The 16113-nt window shown below is 51.7% G+C and carries 15 protein-coding genes; 8 read left to right on the top strand and 7 right to left on the bottom strand.

Annotation, left to right across the window (positions count from 1 at the left end):
• The first annotated feature begins 72 nt into the window (after window positions 1-72).
• Window positions 73-837 carry an SDR family oxidoreductase gene (locus tag AC27K1_RS13835; RefSeq protein WP_487151339.1) on the top strand — a complete coding sequence of 255 codons (765 nt, stop codon included), beginning with the start codon at window positions 73-75 and terminating at the stop codon, window positions 835-837.
• Between the two features lie 5 nt (window positions 838-842).
• Here AC27K1_RS13835 and AC27K1_RS13830 read toward each other — a convergent pair whose 3' ends face one another.
• The gene (locus AC27K1_RS13830; RefSeq protein WP_487151338.1) at window positions 843-1847 is read right to left on the bottom strand and encodes a DUF481 domain-containing protein; all 1005 of its coding nucleotides are present in this window, start codon (window positions 1845-1847) and stop codon (window positions 843-845) included.
• Between the two features lie 234 nt (window positions 1848-2081).
• Here AC27K1_RS13830 and AC27K1_RS13825 point away from each other — a divergent pair, with 234 nt between their 5' ends.
• Window positions 2082-2396: an MGMT family protein gene (locus AC27K1_RS13825; protein WP_487151336.1), complete on the top strand. Its 315-nt coding sequence runs from the start codon at window positions 2082-2084 to the stop codon at window positions 2394-2396.
• Window positions 2397-2420: 24 nt separating this feature from the next.
• Here the strand turns inward: AC27K1_RS13825 and AC27K1_RS13820 are convergent, their stop codons facing one another.
• From AC27K1_RS13820 to AC27K1_RS13805, 4 genes are all read right to left on the bottom strand, one after another.
• Window positions 2421-3989 (bottom strand): AmpG family muropeptide MFS transporter, encoded by a 1569-nt coding sequence (locus AC27K1_RS13820; RefSeq protein ID WP_487151335.1) that lies wholly within the window; start codon window positions 3987-3989, stop codon window positions 2421-2423.
• Window positions 3990-4113: 124 nt separating this feature from the next.
• Window positions 4114-4596 (bottom strand): YajQ family cyclic di-GMP-binding protein, encoded by a 483-nt coding sequence (locus tag AC27K1_RS13815; protein ID WP_487151334.1) that lies wholly within the window; start codon window positions 4594-4596, stop codon window positions 4114-4116.
• A gap of 104 nt (window positions 4597-4700) precedes the next feature.
• Window positions 4701-4907, bottom strand: coding sequence for a dodecin (locus tag AC27K1_RS13810; protein WP_487151332.1), 207 nt, complete (start codon window positions 4905-4907; stop codon window positions 4701-4703).
• 79 nt (window positions 4908-4986) lie between these two features.
• On the bottom strand, window positions 4987-5904 hold the full coding sequence (locus AC27K1_RS13805; protein WP_487151331.1) for an SdiA-regulated domain-containing protein: 918 nt from the start codon (window positions 5902-5904) through the stop codon (window positions 4987-4989).
• Between the two features lie 145 nt (window positions 5905-6049).
• Between AC27K1_RS13805 and AC27K1_RS13800 the strand changes: the two genes are divergently transcribed.
• From AC27K1_RS13800 to AC27K1_RS13780, 5 genes are all read left to right on the top strand, one after another.
• Window positions 6050-7003 carry a ketopantoate reductase family protein gene (locus AC27K1_RS13800; RefSeq protein WP_487151330.1) on the top strand — a complete coding sequence of 318 codons (954 nt, stop codon included), beginning with the start codon at window positions 6050-6052 and terminating at the stop codon, window positions 7001-7003.
• A 95-nt stretch (window positions 7004-7098) separates the two neighbouring features.
• Entirely contained in the window at window positions 7099-9141 is a 2043-nt protein-coding gene (locus AC27K1_RS13795; protein WP_487151328.1) for an ATP-binding protein, read from the top strand.
• An 84-nt stretch (window positions 9142-9225) separates the two neighbouring features.
• Window positions 9226-10086: a carboxylating nicotinate-nucleotide diphosphorylase gene (nadC, locus tag AC27K1_RS13790; RefSeq protein WP_487151326.1), complete on the top strand. Its 861-nt coding sequence runs from the start codon at window positions 9226-9228 to the stop codon at window positions 10084-10086.
• An 18-nt stretch (window positions 10087-10104) separates the two neighbouring features.
• Window positions 10105-11121 (top strand): UDP-glucose 4-epimerase GalE, encoded by a 1017-nt coding sequence (gene galE / locus AC27K1_RS13785; protein WP_487151324.1) that lies wholly within the window; start codon window positions 10105-10107, stop codon window positions 11119-11121.
• Between the two features lie 56 nt (window positions 11122-11177).
• Complete coding sequence (locus tag AC27K1_RS13780; protein ID WP_487151322.1) at window positions 11178-12914, top strand: helix-hairpin-helix domain-containing protein; 1737 nt, start codon at window positions 11178-11180, stop codon at window positions 12912-12914.
• A 3-nt stretch (window positions 12915-12917) separates the two neighbouring features.
• Here AC27K1_RS13780 and AC27K1_RS13775 read toward each other — a convergent pair whose 3' ends face one another.
• The gene (locus AC27K1_RS13775) at window positions 12918-14360 is read right to left on the bottom strand and encodes an O-antigen ligase family protein (protein ID WP_487151320.1); all 1443 of its coding nucleotides are present in this window, start codon (window positions 14358-14360) and stop codon (window positions 12918-12920) included.
• A 616-nt stretch (window positions 14361-14976) separates the two neighbouring features.
• A complete protein-coding gene (locus tag AC27K1_RS13770; RefSeq protein WP_487151318.1) occupies window positions 14977-15417 on the bottom strand; it encodes a pilin in 441 nt (146 codons plus the stop codon).
• A gap of 259 nt (window positions 15418-15676) precedes the next feature.
• Here AC27K1_RS13770 and AC27K1_RS13765 point away from each other — a divergent pair, with 259 nt between their 5' ends.
• Window positions 15677-16108, top strand: coding sequence for a hypothetical protein (locus AC27K1_RS13765; protein ID WP_487151316.1), 432 nt, complete (start codon window positions 15677-15679; stop codon window positions 16106-16108).
• Window positions 16109-16113 lie beyond the last annotated feature (5 nt).

Below are 16113 nucleotides of genomic sequence, written 5' to 3'. Positions count from 1 at the left end.
CCAGCCAAAATAACGTAAAGTCGCCATCAAAAATCGTCGATTGAACAATCTGAATCAGAGGGGCACTACTACATGGATTTACGCCAGAAAGCGGTACTGGTAACAGGCGCAGCTCGGGGACTTGGTCGTAGCATCGCTGTGACGCTGGCGTCAGCCGGGTGCAGACTGGCCCTGGCAGACCTTGATCAGGACGGTCTGTCAGAAACACAACAACTCTGTTCCGATGCTGGTAGCGACAGGGTCGAACAGTATATTGCCAATGTCTCATCGGAAGATGATGTCATTGCCCTTGTCGGCAACATCAAAACAGACTTCGGCGGTCTGGATGCCCTGGTCAACAATGCCGGCATTTTACGTGATGGCCTTCTGGTCAAAGTCAAAGACGGTCATATCATCGACAAACTGTCCCTCTCACAATGGCAATCGGTTATCGACGTCAACCTGACCGGTGTTTTCCTGTGCGGCCGTGAAGCGGCAGCCCAGATGATTGAACAGGGTACCGGCGGCGTGATCATCAACATTTCCAGCATTGCCCGGGCCGGTAACTTTGGCCAGACCAACTATGCCGCTGCCAAGGCGGGTGTAGTCGCCATGACCGTGAGCTGGTCACGGGAGCTGGCCCGTTACGGGATCCGCAGTGCTGCCATTGCCCCCGGCATGATTGAGACTGAAATGACCGCCGCCATGAAGCCGGAAGCGCAGGCCAAGATGACGTCAGTCATCCCCATGCAGCGGATGGGGCAGCCTGAAGACATCGCCAATACCGTCCGCTTCATCCTGGAAAATGACTATATCAGCGGACGGGTTATCGAAGTCGATGGCGGTCTTAGGCTCTAGCCCTCTTACCAGCCATACCCAAGGCCAAAGCTGAAGCTGTGATCAGACCGGTAGGAATCCTCTGCCGGTTTGTTATCGTAGTCAAAATCCAGCTGCAGGTTGAACCAGAGGTTATCGGTAATCGACAGTCGCAGACTGGTCGTGGTATCAAGCAACCACTGTTTTTTGCCACCCAATCGGCGGAACAGCACCCAGTCATGGTGGAAACTCAGGTCATCCCAGAGCTTTTGGGAATAATTCACCCCCCAGCGCAATGCCATGTGCTGTTCATCACTGTCATTGAGATAATTTTCCCAGAGGCTGTTCAAGGCGATGTCCATCTTGAGTGAGCTATCCGGCCGATCCCAGAACTGGTAACCCATACCGCCACCGCCGGCAACGGTTTCCCGGGGACTTTCGCTGTTATCGTACTGCCACAGGCTGTTTCCCAGCAGGTACCAGTGCTCATCCATGAACCGGTTGTAATCGTAGCTGAGCTTGAATTCCCGGTCGTTGGTCTGTCCATCTTCCCGGCTGTAATAGGTTTTCCAGTTGAAAATATTCCGATTCACACGATCCTGGAGATTCAACTGGCCGCTGGTGCGGAATTCATCCTCGTCACCCCGTTCCGTATCAAACCCCACATTCAGGTGTCCACTGAGCAACCACTGATTTTCACCCGGATCATTGTTCAGTAAACGCGCGAGTTTCTGCTTGTCATCCAGCTCGGTTTCATTGCCCTGGTTATCCAGCATCCAGGTTTTGCCGCCTTTCTGGTCGAATTTCATCAACCGGAACGTATTCTGGCCTTTCATCCGCACCCAGAGCAGTTGCTCCGTTTCCAGCGCCCGGACGTGTCGTAAGTCCACCTGGACCGTGCCCCCCCAGGGGGTCGTGAAATGCAACTTGCCGTCAGTCATTTCCCTGACCTGGCCGCGGATAATGTCATTGTTCATCAGCCACAGCGTGTCGGCAGACACCGGCAGTGACGCTAACAGCACAAGGCCCGGCAAGTATCGTAATAGTCGCAAGAACATAGAATCGTTATCAGCAGGCAGTTCTAAAAGTCTTTTCAGGGTGCGACATTATCAGGGTATAGCACTGCGCATAAAAAGGAATTTACCGACTCTCTACGCGGGAATACCCTGATGATTTTGCTTGGTCACCAACGATGAACATACCGGATAGTCCCGCTTGGCAATACGATCACCGAAAACGATAATCCCCGTATCACATTGTTTGGTTAATAGAGATTCTTATCCTTGATGATCCTGAATCGACCCCAGCAGATCTGGCTGGTCGTCAGCAAAATCCCCTACGGGCGTGTCGCCACCTATGGCCAGGTCGCCGAACTGGCAGGCCTGCCCCGACAGGCGCGAGCCGTCGGCAGCATCCTCAGCCAGCTGCCCCGTGGCTCAGACCTGCCCTGGCACCGCGTCATTAACAGCAGGGGCGAACTCTCTTTCCCGCTGGGCAGCAGCAAATACCAGGAACAGAAAACACGCCTGGAACAGGAAGGCGTTCAATTCACCGGGGACAAAATTCCCCTGGCAACCTACGGTTGGAATGGCGTGGACTGACACGCCAACCGCTCACCTTTGTCCTCATTCAGACCGCTGGCGTTCAAGGCGGATAATCCAGCTGACCAGGGCCAGCACCGGTAATCCCATCACCGCTGTTACAATGAAAAAAGTCTGGTAGCCCAGGGAATCAACCATGGTGCCGGAGTAACCTGCCAGGATTTTGGGCATCAATGTCATCAGGGAGCTGAACACCGCATATTGCATGGCGGTGAACGCCCGGTTCGTCAGCCCGGATAAATAGGCAACAAATGCCGCTGTTGCCACGCCACCACTGAGGTTATCAGCCGCTATCACAACGGCCAGCAGCAACGAGTGGGGGGCCATTCCTGCTATCAACGCGAATAACAGGTTAGTTATCGCAGCTAACAGCGCTCCCACCCAGAGCATTTTCAGCACACCAAAACGAATCGACAGAACACCACCGAGAAATCCTCCGGCAATGGTCATCAGCAAACCAAAGGTTTTGGTAATGTTCGCGATTTGATCCTTGGTGTAACCCATATCGCTGTAAAACACATTCGCGACAGCACCCATCACAATATCCGCAATGCGATAGCTGCCCACCAGCGCAAGAATAAACAACGCCGTTTTACCGTAGCGACTGAAGAAATCTGTAAACGGTGCAACATAGGTTTCACGCACCATATGGCGGGATACCAGCTCAATACCAATCAGCAACCTGGCCACCAGCAGGGCGACAAACACACTAATGGTGATGCGTACGGCTTCCAGCAGGAACCCCGTTAAAGGTCCTGCATCCATGACATTTTTTGCGGAGGAGACAATACCTGACAGAAGGACAAAACTGCCAACGAATACACCGGCGGTTACAACAAACAATCCGAGAAAGCGCAGGTAATCCTCCGTGTTATAAACACCGGAAAGGCGACCCTGCTGGTTGGTTTCCGGCTCTGGAATCAGCAGCGTTGTCAGGATACCCACCCCCATCATGCCCGCCATGCAGAGATAGGCCATCGACCAGGCCATAAAGTTGTACCCGTCAGCCGCACCGGCAAAGGCGCTGGCCAGCTTCAATGTACCGGCGCCAGCCACCAGCATCCCGATCCGGTAACCCGCCATATAACTGGAAGACATCATGGCCTGCAGGTCATTGTCAGCCGCTTCAATCCGGTAAGCGTCAATCACGATATCCTGGGTAGCCGAAGAGAAACCCAGCATCACGGCGCCAATAGCCGTCAAGGCCAGGTTGTGAATAGGGTCATTCCCCGCCATGAAAAGCAATGCCCCGACAATGGCCACCTGGGCCAACAGCAACCAGCCCCGGCGGCGACCCAGCCAACGGGTCAGGAACGGCAGGGGCAGGCGGTCCACCAATGGAGCCCAGACAAACTTGAAGGAATACGCCAGTGCAGCCCAGCTGAAGTACGTCACGGTTGACCGGGATACTTCCGCTTCCCGCAACCAGATCGAGAGAGAACTGAATATCAGCAGTAACGGCAATCCCGCAGAAAAGCCGAGAAAAAGCATGCTGATAACACGGGGATGAAAGCAACTGCGAATGGCTTCACGCCATGAGCGGGTCTGTTCCGGCGTCCTCTCGGACAGGGGGCTTGTAGAGTGTTGGGACACGGGAACCATCCAGCTGGATCAGGTTTATTGTCATTTAAAAGAGGGAAGTCCGGCGCCAGCCCCGGTAACCGGGCAATACTGACGCCGTTTTTTCATGTGATCACCGCGGAGTGATCAACGCATCTCAGTCACGGAAGTTATCAAACTGCAGCGGCATATCCAACTTGGCTTCCCGCAGCATGCCAATGACTTCCTGCAGGTCGTCCCGCTTCTTGCCAGTGACGCGCACTTTCTCACCCTGGATGGCCGCCTGCACTTTCATCTTGGCTTCCTTGATCATTTTGGTGATTTTCTTGCTGAGCTCCTTGTCCAGGCCCTGGCGGACAACCACTTCCTGCTTGACCTGTTTGCCGGAACCGTAATGATCCTTCACTTCAAGGCACTTGATATCAATATCCCGCTTATGCATTTTCACCTGCAGGATTTCCAGCATCTGCTTGAGCTGGAAATCCGCATCCGCAGTCATGGTGATGGTTGTGTCGTTGCGTTCAAACGATGCATCAACACCACGGAAATCAAAGCGTGTGGACAACTCACGGTTGGCCTGATCGACCGCGTTGCTGAGTTCATGCATATCCACTTCAGACACAATATCGAATGACGGCATTCGCCTGTCTCCCTTTGTCGATTCAATGGCACGATTTTAGCCTAAAGGGCTGTCCTGCCCAATGCCCGATATACCGTGCATACGAGACGCACGGTATAACACTGTCACTCCAGCCGGAAACCCACTTTCAACGTGACCTGATAATGCGCCACCTTACCATTGTGAATATGTCCGCGGGTTTCGACCACTTCAAACCAGTCCATATGTTTCAATGTTTGCGATGCCCTGGCAATGGCATTGCGGATGGCATCGTCGGTACCGGACTCAGAACTGCCGACAATTTCCACCTTTTTGTACACATGCGCACTCATGACCGATTAACTCCTTGGGTTACAGGACGTATCGCCTGAGTATAGAAGGTCAATCATGAACACAGGGTTTACGGCAACTTCACTGCCCATTTGCCTTACGGGTGAATTTATAAAACAGGTTGGGCTCACTGATCAGGTAAAGATTCCCTTCATCATCCATGGTAATGCCTTCTGCCTGCGGCACGTTTTCCTTCAGCCCATGCCAGTTATGGGAAAGTTCCAGGAAGCTGACAGGCTGTCCCTGCTCATCCATCTCTGTCAGTAGGCGTGATTCATCACTCAAGACCAGCAGGTGACGGGTCTCAGGGTCAAAGTGCAAACCGGAAAGGTCATTACTGAATGCTTTGGCGCCTTCGCTGAGGACTTCAGATTTTTCAACGCGCATGGTTGCTGGCTGCCCCCCCCCAACCAAACCATGGATTTTATAGAGCCGCATGGGGTCACGTTCACGCACCACAAATATGCCGTTATCAGCAGGATCCCAGGCAAGGCCTTCAAACCCCTTGTTATCACCGGCCTCAAAGTCCAGGGTAAAACTCGGGCAGTCTTCACGGAGAATCACCCGGGTATCAGGATTCACCGTGACCTTGACCAGACTCTGCTGGCGTTCATCGGCAATCACAAAATTATTTCCACCAACCCAGACGATCGCCTCGACATCTTCAAAGCCTTCCAGGGGAATCCGTCTGATCACGTCGCCCTCAAGGGAGATTTCGATAATCTGGTTAGGGCCATTGAGCACAATGAACAGTGTTTTTGTCAGCGGATTCCAGGACACACCCGATGCATTATCATTGATGCCGGCCAGCGTCTTTGCCTCGGTCACCACCTGGTAATCCGGTAGCCAGATGGCGCCTTCACGAGCAGTCTCAGGGGTTGTCCTGTTCAGGTACCAGTCATAGAGACGGTCATCAACATCCAGTTGCACAACAGCAAAGGCGCCGAGCAGTATGATGGCCAGTACAATCAGATTCTTCTTGGTCAGGAAAGCGTTCAAGATACAACTCACATAAAACAGAAATGGGCTTAACAACTATAGACAACAGACAACCGTCAGGCGTTATAGTTCCCGCCGTTGACAATTTTTTTCACACTGTCGTCCCGATAGAACGACAGATGACGTTTTAACCGTGGAGTACTGCATGGCGGATCACTGGACTATTCTCGGCGCGGGTGCCATTGGTTGCCTCTGGGCTGCCAGTCTCAGGGAAAGTGGTAAACCATGCACCCTGATTCTACGGGAGCAACGTCTGCGGGAAATAGCGGGAAAATCCACACATTTACAGCCTGAGCTTGAACTGGTTGATGACCATCGTCGTCAATTATTCGATATTGCCATCGCCGACAGACACCATATTGACTCACCAATCCAACGTCTGATTGTAGCGACAAAGGCCCGGGATACCCTTCAGGCTGTCCGTGATATTGCCCCCCACCTTGCCCATGATGCCGTCGTTTTACTGCTACAAAACGGGATGGGCAGCCAGGAAGCTGTCAACGAACTGCTGGAAGGGCATAACGTCTGGGCTGGCACCACCACTGACGGCGCCTGGAAAGCCTCAGAAAATCCGGATAACCCGGCAAGATGGACGGTACACCATGCAGGACACGGACAAACCTGGATCGGTTCACTGAGCCCGTCAAAGATCCCTTTTGCTGAGACGCCGCTGTCCGAATTAACATCAATCAGCCGTTTGACGATTCATCCCTGCGATAACATTCAGGAACGTCTCTGGCTGAAGCTCGCCATCAACAGTGCCATCAATGGCCTGACAGCGGTTCACCAGTGCCGGAATGGGGAGTTGTTGTCCTGCCCGAACCGCTGGCAGCAGGTGAAAGCCCTCTGCGAAGAGACAACCCGCCTGATGACGCGACTTAAAATCCGCTGTGATATCAACCTGCAGGAACAGACCCGGGAAGTCCTTCAACACACCGCTAACAACTATTCCTCCACCTTTCAGGATGTCAGCCACGGACGCCTGACAGAACTGCCATTCATCAATGGTTTTCTGCTGGATCAGGCCAGGCAAATTGGCATGGAACTGCCTTCCCACCACGCCTTGATGGAACAATTGAAACAACAGGGCATTCATTAAGCGTCGGACAGGTTTTACCCAACGGGTTTCCATGCGGGTAAGGAGCTGTGTAACCTAGCACTGATATCCGATTGGCAACCAGGCATCAGGCATCCATGTCCGGACTGAATGACTACCTCTCGCGACTGTCGATCAGCCGCAAGCTGATACTGGTCATGGTCAGCGTCGTGCTGGCGGTGGCCCTGATTGCCAGTACCACGCTCATTCTTTCCGCCTACCTGGTCTCCCGTAATAACTTCGTGCCTGCCAGCGTTCAGGCTGTCACTCGTATCCTGTCTGAAGAACCGGTGCTGAACACCCTGCTCAAAAGCCCGGAAAAAGCGGCTGAAGTATTGGAAGCGGCCAGTGAATATTCACTGATCAACAGTATCGCGCTCTATGACACGGATGGGCATTTATACGCGACTCGCGATTCAGAAGGGCATATCCCGAATATCCCGGAGACAGCCCCGGAACAAATCAGCCATGAAACGCAGCATATAGCACGGGTTGATCTGGCCGATGGGGGGACGGTCACCTTTTATATTGAAACCGATCCCTCACTGCCGATGGATTTCTATGCCGGGATGACCATCGCCGTTTTGATTATTCTTGTCTTTATCTTTCTGTTAACCAGTGCGGCAGCCCGTCTGGTGCGTCGTTACATTACCCAGCCGGTTCTACACCTTATCCGGATCGCCAATACCGTTTCCATTGAAGAAAACTACGGTGTTCGCGCACAGAAGTTTTATCACGATGAAATCGGCATTCTGGCCCAAGCGTTCAACACCATGCTCAGCCGCATTGAGGCGCGGGATCAGCTGCTCACCAACGCCCGGGACAAGGCTGAGCAGGCCAGCATGAAAGCCCAGGCGCTGGCCATCGAAACCCATATGACCAACAAAAAACTGGAGCTTGAGGTCAAGGTTCGCAAACGGGCTGAACACAAACTGACCAGTTTCCAGAATTATCTCAACAATATCATCGACTCCATGCCATCGGCCCTGATTGCCGTCGACGAGCAGCTGCTGGTCGCCCAGTGCAACAAGGCGGCGACCCAGTTAGCGGATATGGATCATGACACCGCCCTGGGACTGCCGCTGGGCACCTTCATGCCTTTTCTGGCCAACTGCCTGCCCAAGGTACAGCAGGCGCTCGACCTGCAAACCTCACAACTGGTGGAAAAACTGCCTCTGATGCTCGCTGATGGGGAAAACCACCTGGATCTTGTCATCTACCCACTCAGTGGTGATGACAATGACGGCGCGGTGATCCGCATCGATAACATCACACGACGCCTGCAGCTGGAAGAGATGATGGTGCAGACGGAAAAAATGATGTCCGTCGGCGGTCTCGCGGCCGGCATGGCGCATGAAATCAACAACCCCCTGGGCGCTATCATTCAGGGCGTCCAGAACATCCGGCGACGCATCTCCCCCACACTGCCCGCCAACCAGAGAGAAGCGGATGCGCTTGGTTTACCGCTGGATATGCTCAATGCTTACCTGGAAAACCGTGAAATCACCCGCTTTCTCGACAATATCAACAGCGCCGGCATGCGGGCCTCTAAAATCGTCTCGAATATGCTCCAGTTCAGTCGCCGCGGCAGCAAAACGCTAACGCCGACCAACTTGTCAGAACTCATTGAGCGCACGGTTGAAATTGCCAGCTCAGACTTTGATCTGAAGAAAGGCTTCGATTTCATGAGCATCAGCCTGGAACGGGATCTCGACGACGACTTAACGGCAGTCCCCTGCATTACCGATGAAATCCAGCAGGTTCTGCTGAACCTGCTGAAGAACGCCGCCCAGGCCATCAGCGCACGCACAGAGACGGACTGGCAAGGCAAAATTGTCATCCGTACCCGTCAGCAGGGTGATCACGCCATGCTCACGGTGAGTGACAATGGCGCCGGTATGGATGAAGACACCCGCAAGCGTATCTTTGAGCCTTTCTTTACCACCAAGGATATCGGCGCCGGTACAGGGCTGGGATTGTCTGTGTCTTACTTCATTATTACCAACAACCACAAGGGCGCCATGAGCGTCATCTCTACCCCCGGCATTGGTACCGAATTCAGCATTACACTAAACCTGCAGCAATCCCGGCTATCTGAAAAACCGCACATGCCCAGCATCATTGAGGCCGCTCTGCCTTAAAGCATCGATTTCTCGCCTCTGAAGCCATTGGTCTGCAACAACCTCTCTCGCTATAATCACGCCTCAGCCGGAGACAGGTATAGCATGAGTATCAGCCCCGAAACACCGATATCACAGGCGCTCCAGGAAGCCATCATTCTCAATGTACGCAATGCGCTGGCCGAGGATATTGGCACCGGCGACATCACCGCGGGCCTGATTCCCGCCTCGGCCACCGCCAGGGCCCGGGTTATCAGTCGGGAAGCGGCCGTCATCTGTGGACGCTACTGGGTTGATGAGGTTTTCCAGCAGGTAGACAGCGACATTGAGGTGGAATGGCTGGTATCGGACGGGGAACAGGTCAATGCTGATAAAACCCTGTTCAACCTGCACGGCCCTGCCCGTTCACTGCTGACGGCTGAGCGCTGCGCACTTAATTTTCTGCAACTGCTTTCCGGTACTGCCACCACTTGTCGACACTATTCTGATCGGGTCGAGGGAACCGGCGTTCAATTACTGGATACCCGGAAAACCATCCCGGGTCTGCGCCTGGCCCAGAAATACGCAGTGACCTGCGGCGGCTGTCATAACCACCGCATCGGTTTGTATGATGCATTCCTGATCAAGGAAAACCATATCGCCGCCTGCGGTGGTATTGCCCGGGCCATTGACACCGCCAGACAGCAAGCACCCGGCAAACCGGTTGAAGTCGAGGTGGAATCCCTGGCGGAACTGGAGCAGGCCCTGGCCGCCAGCGCCGATATCATCATGCTGGATAACTTTACCCTGCCGGATCTGCGTCAGGCCGTAACAACTTCTGCCGGTCAGGCAAAACTCGAAGCCTCCGGTGGTGTCACAGAAACCACCTTGCGCGCCATTGCAGAAACCGGCGTCGACTATATTTCAATCGGTGTGTTAACCAAGGATTGCCGGGCAGTTGATCTGTCCATGCGCATTACCGGTTAACAACACCAAGGACGTTTTATGAGCACAATTCTTGTTACCGGCGGCGCCGGTTATATTGGCAGCCACACCTGCGTCGAGCTGCTGGAAAAGGACTACGACGTTCTTGTTCTTGATAACCTGTGCAACAGCAGCGCGGAATCCCTGCGCAGGGTTGAACAGATTACCGGGAAGACCGTTCGTTTTGTTGAGGGTGATATCCGTAATCGCGCACTACTGGATCAACTGTTCCAGGAGAACAACATTGATTGCGTGATTCATTTTGCCGGTCTCAAGGCCGTGGGCGAATCCTGCGAAATGCCTCTGGTTTATTATGACAACAATGTCAGCGGCACCATTACCCTGTGCCAGGCCATGGCCGACAATAATGTCAGAAACCTGGTATTCAGTTCTTCCGCGACGGTTTACGGGGATCCTGCCAGCCTGCCGATTACGGAAGATTTCCCGCTGTCTGCCACCAATCCTTACGGACGCTCCAAGCTGATTATTGAAGAGATCCTGACCGATCTGCACAAAGCGGATAATCACTGGAATATCGCCCTGCTCCGCTATTTCAATCCCGTGGGCGCACATCCGTCCGGACTGATCGGTGAAGATCCCAACGGCATTCCGAACAACCTGATGCCCTTTGTCGCCCAGGTTGCCATCGGCAAGCGGGAAAAACTGAACGTCTTCGGTAACGACTACCCTACACCCGACGGCACCGGTGTTCGTGATTATATCCATGTCCAGGATCTGGCCAGGGGCCATGTCTGCGCGATCCATCGCCTGCAGGAAAATTGCGGCATCCAGGCCTGGAACCTGGGCGTTGGCCAGGGCCACAGCGTGCTGGAAATGGTTCATGCCTTCGAGCAGGCGTCCGAACGGCCTGTACCTTATGAGATCGTTGACCGCCGCCCGGGTGACATTGCAGCCTGCTATGCCGATCCCACCAAGGCACGCCAGGCGCTGGGCTGGGCTGCCGAGAAATCACTGGACGATATGGTCAGCGATGCCTGGCGCTGGCAATCACGCAATCCGGATGGTTATCACGCCTGACAGATTGAGCCTGAACCGTTCCTGCCGATATCCCTGCCTGTTACAGGTGGGGATTCATGATGAAACGATCTGTTTTCTCAGCCGTATTGATGCTGATCTGCGCAGAACATGCGTCGGGAGATCTGTGTGAATCGCTGTCTCCCGGGCAATTGTCGAAAGAGCTGGCATCACTGAATGCAACCATCAGGCATCATGATCGGCTTTACTATCACCAATACCTGCCCGAAATAACCGATTCAGAATACGATGCATTGACAGTGCGTCGAGAAGCATTACAAAACTGCCTGAACGCCCAAACAGAAAGTGCGATTCCAGAGAGCCTCTCATCGGGTGATATCCGCCATATTGTCCCCATGAAAAGCCTCCGGAAAGGGAAAAACCGACAAGAATTTCAACGTTTCATCGAAGACATCCACCAGCTTGGCAGCCCGGTTCTTGTCCAGCCAAAAGTCGATGGTATAGCCGCTGAACTGGTCTTCCAAAACGGAAAGCTGGTACAGGCCTCAACCCGGGGTGATGGCGAGTGGGGTGAAAATATATTGCCCGTTATCCGGATGATTCCTCAAATTCCCAAAGAGCTCAAAACCACACTCGAACGCATTGTTCTGCATGGTGAGATATTTGCCCGCCTGGATCGGGTAACCCATCAACTGGATAACTATGTCAGCGCCCGGCACTTTACCGCTGCAATGCTGAACAGCGATCAGCATGAGCCGGATAATCTGGCGATCCTAGACTTCTTTCCATGGAGCTGGATTAATCATCATGGGGAAAGAGACAGCAAAAGCCATCAACAATTGGCTGACTGGGATTTCTTCAAGGTTTCTGAGTATTCCCGGACTTTGCCCGACATCAACGCAGCTGATGCCTGGAGAAACCAGCTCTATCAATCACAGGAAGCGATGCCTTTCCTTATGGATGGCATTGTCATCAAAGCAGACGTCACATCCGTGCGGACACAACTTGGAGACAATGCCCGTTACCCTCACTGGGCCATTGCCTGGAAGTTTCCAGCCAGCAACGCCGTCACGGCCATAAACAACATTACATTCACAATTGGCAGAACCGGAAAAATAACCGCGATACTGCAGTTGGAGCCAACAACGTTAGCAGGCATTTCAATAACAAAAGTATCGGTTGGTAGTGTGAAACAGCTTAAGGCGTTAGACATTGCACCAAAAGATCTGGTCAGTATTGCTCTCAAAGGCGCCGCCATTCCCAAGTTAGATAAGGTTATTCATCGAACAAGAGATCGTTTCATTCCTGTGCCAGATACGTCCCGTTATACCCCATGGACTTGCCTTCGCTACAGTGAAGCCTGCCACCAGCAGTTTGTATCACGCCTGGCATGGTTTTCTGGCCAGCAAGGTCTCAACATTGCAGGCCTTGATGCCACTACCCGGGAAGAGCTGATCCGTAATGGCGCTATCCAGCAACTCGCCGACGTATTGCAATTAAAACCTGAAGGGATGGTACTGAACAGTACTCTCAGCCAGTCAAACGCCACACGCATCCACGAAGCCATTACTGACGGGCTTAAAATTGACTTTCAGCGGCAACTTATCGCTCTAAGCATACCCGGTATTGGTAAACACCGCGCCTGGCAACTGGCTGAACATTTCGGTTCCTGGAGTCAGCTGGTAGAAGTATCAGCTGAAGAGATTGCCAGCCAAACCGCACTCGGCATAAAGCAGGCTGAAATGGTCAAGCACTTTCTGAATCTTGAAGAAATTCAGTCTGTTATTCGCCTGCTTGATCGCTCAGTCAAGGAACGATCAAACACCCCAGACTAACGATTAACTATCACGTTGAAGCGACTTCTGCTGTACCAGATACTGCAACATCTGCAGATAATGCTGCACCTGTTTTTCCGGCGCGAACTGAAACCAGCCCTGACCAATCCCCTTTAACAATCTGAAAGCAGCTTCAGCGTCCTCCCGCTCTATGCGCTTTGCCTTGACGACATGGGCCTGTAAATAACCGGGGTTCAATGCGATCGCTTTTTCCCAGGCCTGGTCAAAGGTTTCGGCATCGTTGGGGAGCGGAATATCATGGGCTTGTGCATAATCAATCAGCTGTGCCGCAATCAGATGGTTTCGAGCACGCAATGGCGCATCCTCACGCAGCATTTGCGCCATGATCCATATCTGCCTGAAAATTCGATGCTGTAACTGGCGATCCTGACTATTTTCCATGACGACATTAAGCCGATTCATCAAATCAATCGTCGCAGACTGGTTACTCGGGGATAACGCCAAAATTACCGCATTGGCAGACAGATCACTACTGAGGTTGGCAATCCATTGGGGGCGCTCTCTGGAACTATCAAACAGATACAGGGCGGTCACCGATAATGAAAACTGCATTGCCATGAAGAGCACTACCACACCACCACACCAGTTACAGAATCGGGGAATTGCATGCCATTGAGGCGGTTTTAAGTAACCTTCCTGCCAGGCTATTCGACAAACAAGAGCAAAGACCATTCCCATGAACACATTTAGCCAGAGAACATAAACAATAAAATTAGCTGCTGCATGCAAAAACAGCATCAGATTGCCGCATAAGAGAATACCCAGGGCAAACCCGGAACGACCCGCATTAGCACCCCGCAATAATACTTTTATCAACAACCAGAGATGCAAGACCGCCCATAAACAAAAAAGCGCCATCAGTACGATGCCACCTTCAACCAGAAGCTCAATGTAATCATTATGTACATGATTCCCACCCGTCATCAGCTCCGTGCGTACAGACGGGTACAGATCATGAAACGTCCCCAGGCCATTACCCAACCAGGGGGCATCTGCAACCAGCTGCAATGACGCCTGCCAGATAGGCAGACGGCCATTCAATGTCAATAAATCCCCATAATCACGAACAGGCATCTCAAGACTTAAGAGCATGGGCAGTACTGTTATGATTGCCCAGGCAATGATGCTGGTAAGGCCATACTTTATGAGTAATTGTGAGTGCCTCGCACCGGTCACCCGGTTGAGAACCACCAAGCCAATCAACCCCATACCCCACGCAATAAACCCTCCCCGTGAATTCGTCGCAAACAGGGTTAAGAGCAGTAACAGCTGACCAGCCCAATAACAGGCAGCCTTCATTTTGGGAAGTTGGGACAAGCCATGATTGGTTGAATAGAGCCAGTAATACAAACCGGCAAAGCTAGCGGAATACATGACAGCGGAGAGAACATTGGGATCAGAAAAGACACTGGTTACACGTGCCATTGTCTGCCAATACTCTACCAGTCCTAATAAAGCAGCACACAGCGCTGATACACCAATTGAAAACAGAATTGGAGCATCACTCTCCCTGTGACTTAACAGAAAGAAGCACCACAATGCCGCTGACAACCGCCATGCAGTAATCTGGCTATTTTCTGGATTACCACTCCAGTGAAAAGAGAAAAACAGCAATATCAGTGAGATAAAACAAACGCCATGCAATAACGATATTGGGTATAACTCTGCACCCATCCCACGCCATAGCACCATAGAGACAAGAAGAAGAACAAAGGGAAATAACCAATCAACAGGGTAACCGTGAAAGAAAAGCGCACACCCTGTCACTATCAAGAAAAGAAGCTTTTCACTATTCTGCTTCTGCTGAAAAACTCGAAACGGTTTCATAGCTAACAGTAGTTTTATTCACACAAACAATTTTTCTAATAGATGACTTTCCACTTAGCGAAAACGCAACCCTAAGAAAACTTAATGACCAATCCTACGCCAAAAATTAATCATAAAACCATCTTACTGCATAGCTTCCACGTTTTCGTTAACCCAATAATAACGAACTACGAATAAATCTGCGCCCTACAGGAGGGCGCAAACACAAACTGACTTAGGGGGTAGTAACTACATTCCGGCAGTTAGCAGGCAGATACTTCTTATCAATAGTACCGCCACCGCATGTCCATGTAATTGCGCCACTGGTTGCAGAAGCAGTCAACTGTAAGGTTGCACCGGCAGTCACCTTTTGGTTATAGGTGATGGTGATTACATTGTTGGCTACCTGCACGCCGGTTACAGCATTACCGGTCAGGCTAGTATCCAACCCTGCACTGGAGTTATTCAGCGGCCATGAGCCTTCTGTTGCATAGTACTCAGAAATGGCGGCCTTAACACCGGAAGCGAGGTTCAGGCCTTCTGATACGTGAGCACGCTTGGTGTAATCCTGGTAAGCAGGAATAGCCACCGCGGAAAGAATACCGATGATTGCCACAACGATCATCAATTCGATCAGGGTAAAACCCTGCTGTTTCACATCCCTGTGTAGTCTCATTTCCTTTCTCCCTGAAAGTCCATTTTCAGATTTAGATCGCCTTATTAATTCGGCAAAAACTGAGCCAGTTTCCAGATTAATCTCGTATTATTATTTCGCCATTAATATTTATTACTTTAATAAATCAAACGAACACAAATAAAAACAAACACAATTAAAATAATTATTTAAATAGCGAAAAGAAATTAAAAAAACATTTGTCAGCGATTCTGCCCCATAACCTCTATGGTTAAAGAATACTGAATCAAGGATGAACGTGGTGACAGCATTTAACAAAGGGACCATTATTGCTATCAGGGTGACACTTTACGTCAGTTTGGTTGCATTTGGTGTGCTTTTCAGTATTGGTCTCATTAAATCCAACTATGAAAATTTCGCAGTTGCCATTCTTCAACAAACCTCACCGCCCCATAAAGGTAGCTATTCCCTGATCAGTCCCTGGGCGTGGCTCTATCGAACGGATAACAACAGTGCTTATCTACAGGACATGGTGAATACTCACCTGGGCTATTACCAGGGACATGAATTGTTAAGCTGGACGATTGATCGCGAAAAGTTTCTTGAGGGTGATTTTCCCATGGAGTTTCTCTTTCGCGTCAAACACAGCAACGGGGAATCTATTGAACGATTCTCTATTGCGGGTTACTTTGACCCGAAAGTGTCTTTTCAGCACGTTCATATCACCGACTAACGGGA

Source organism: Kistimonas ophiarachnellae, assembly GCF_057552235.1.
The sequence above is the reverse complement of the archived record's forward strand: the minus strand, read 5'-3'. Positions and strand labels throughout refer to the sequence as shown.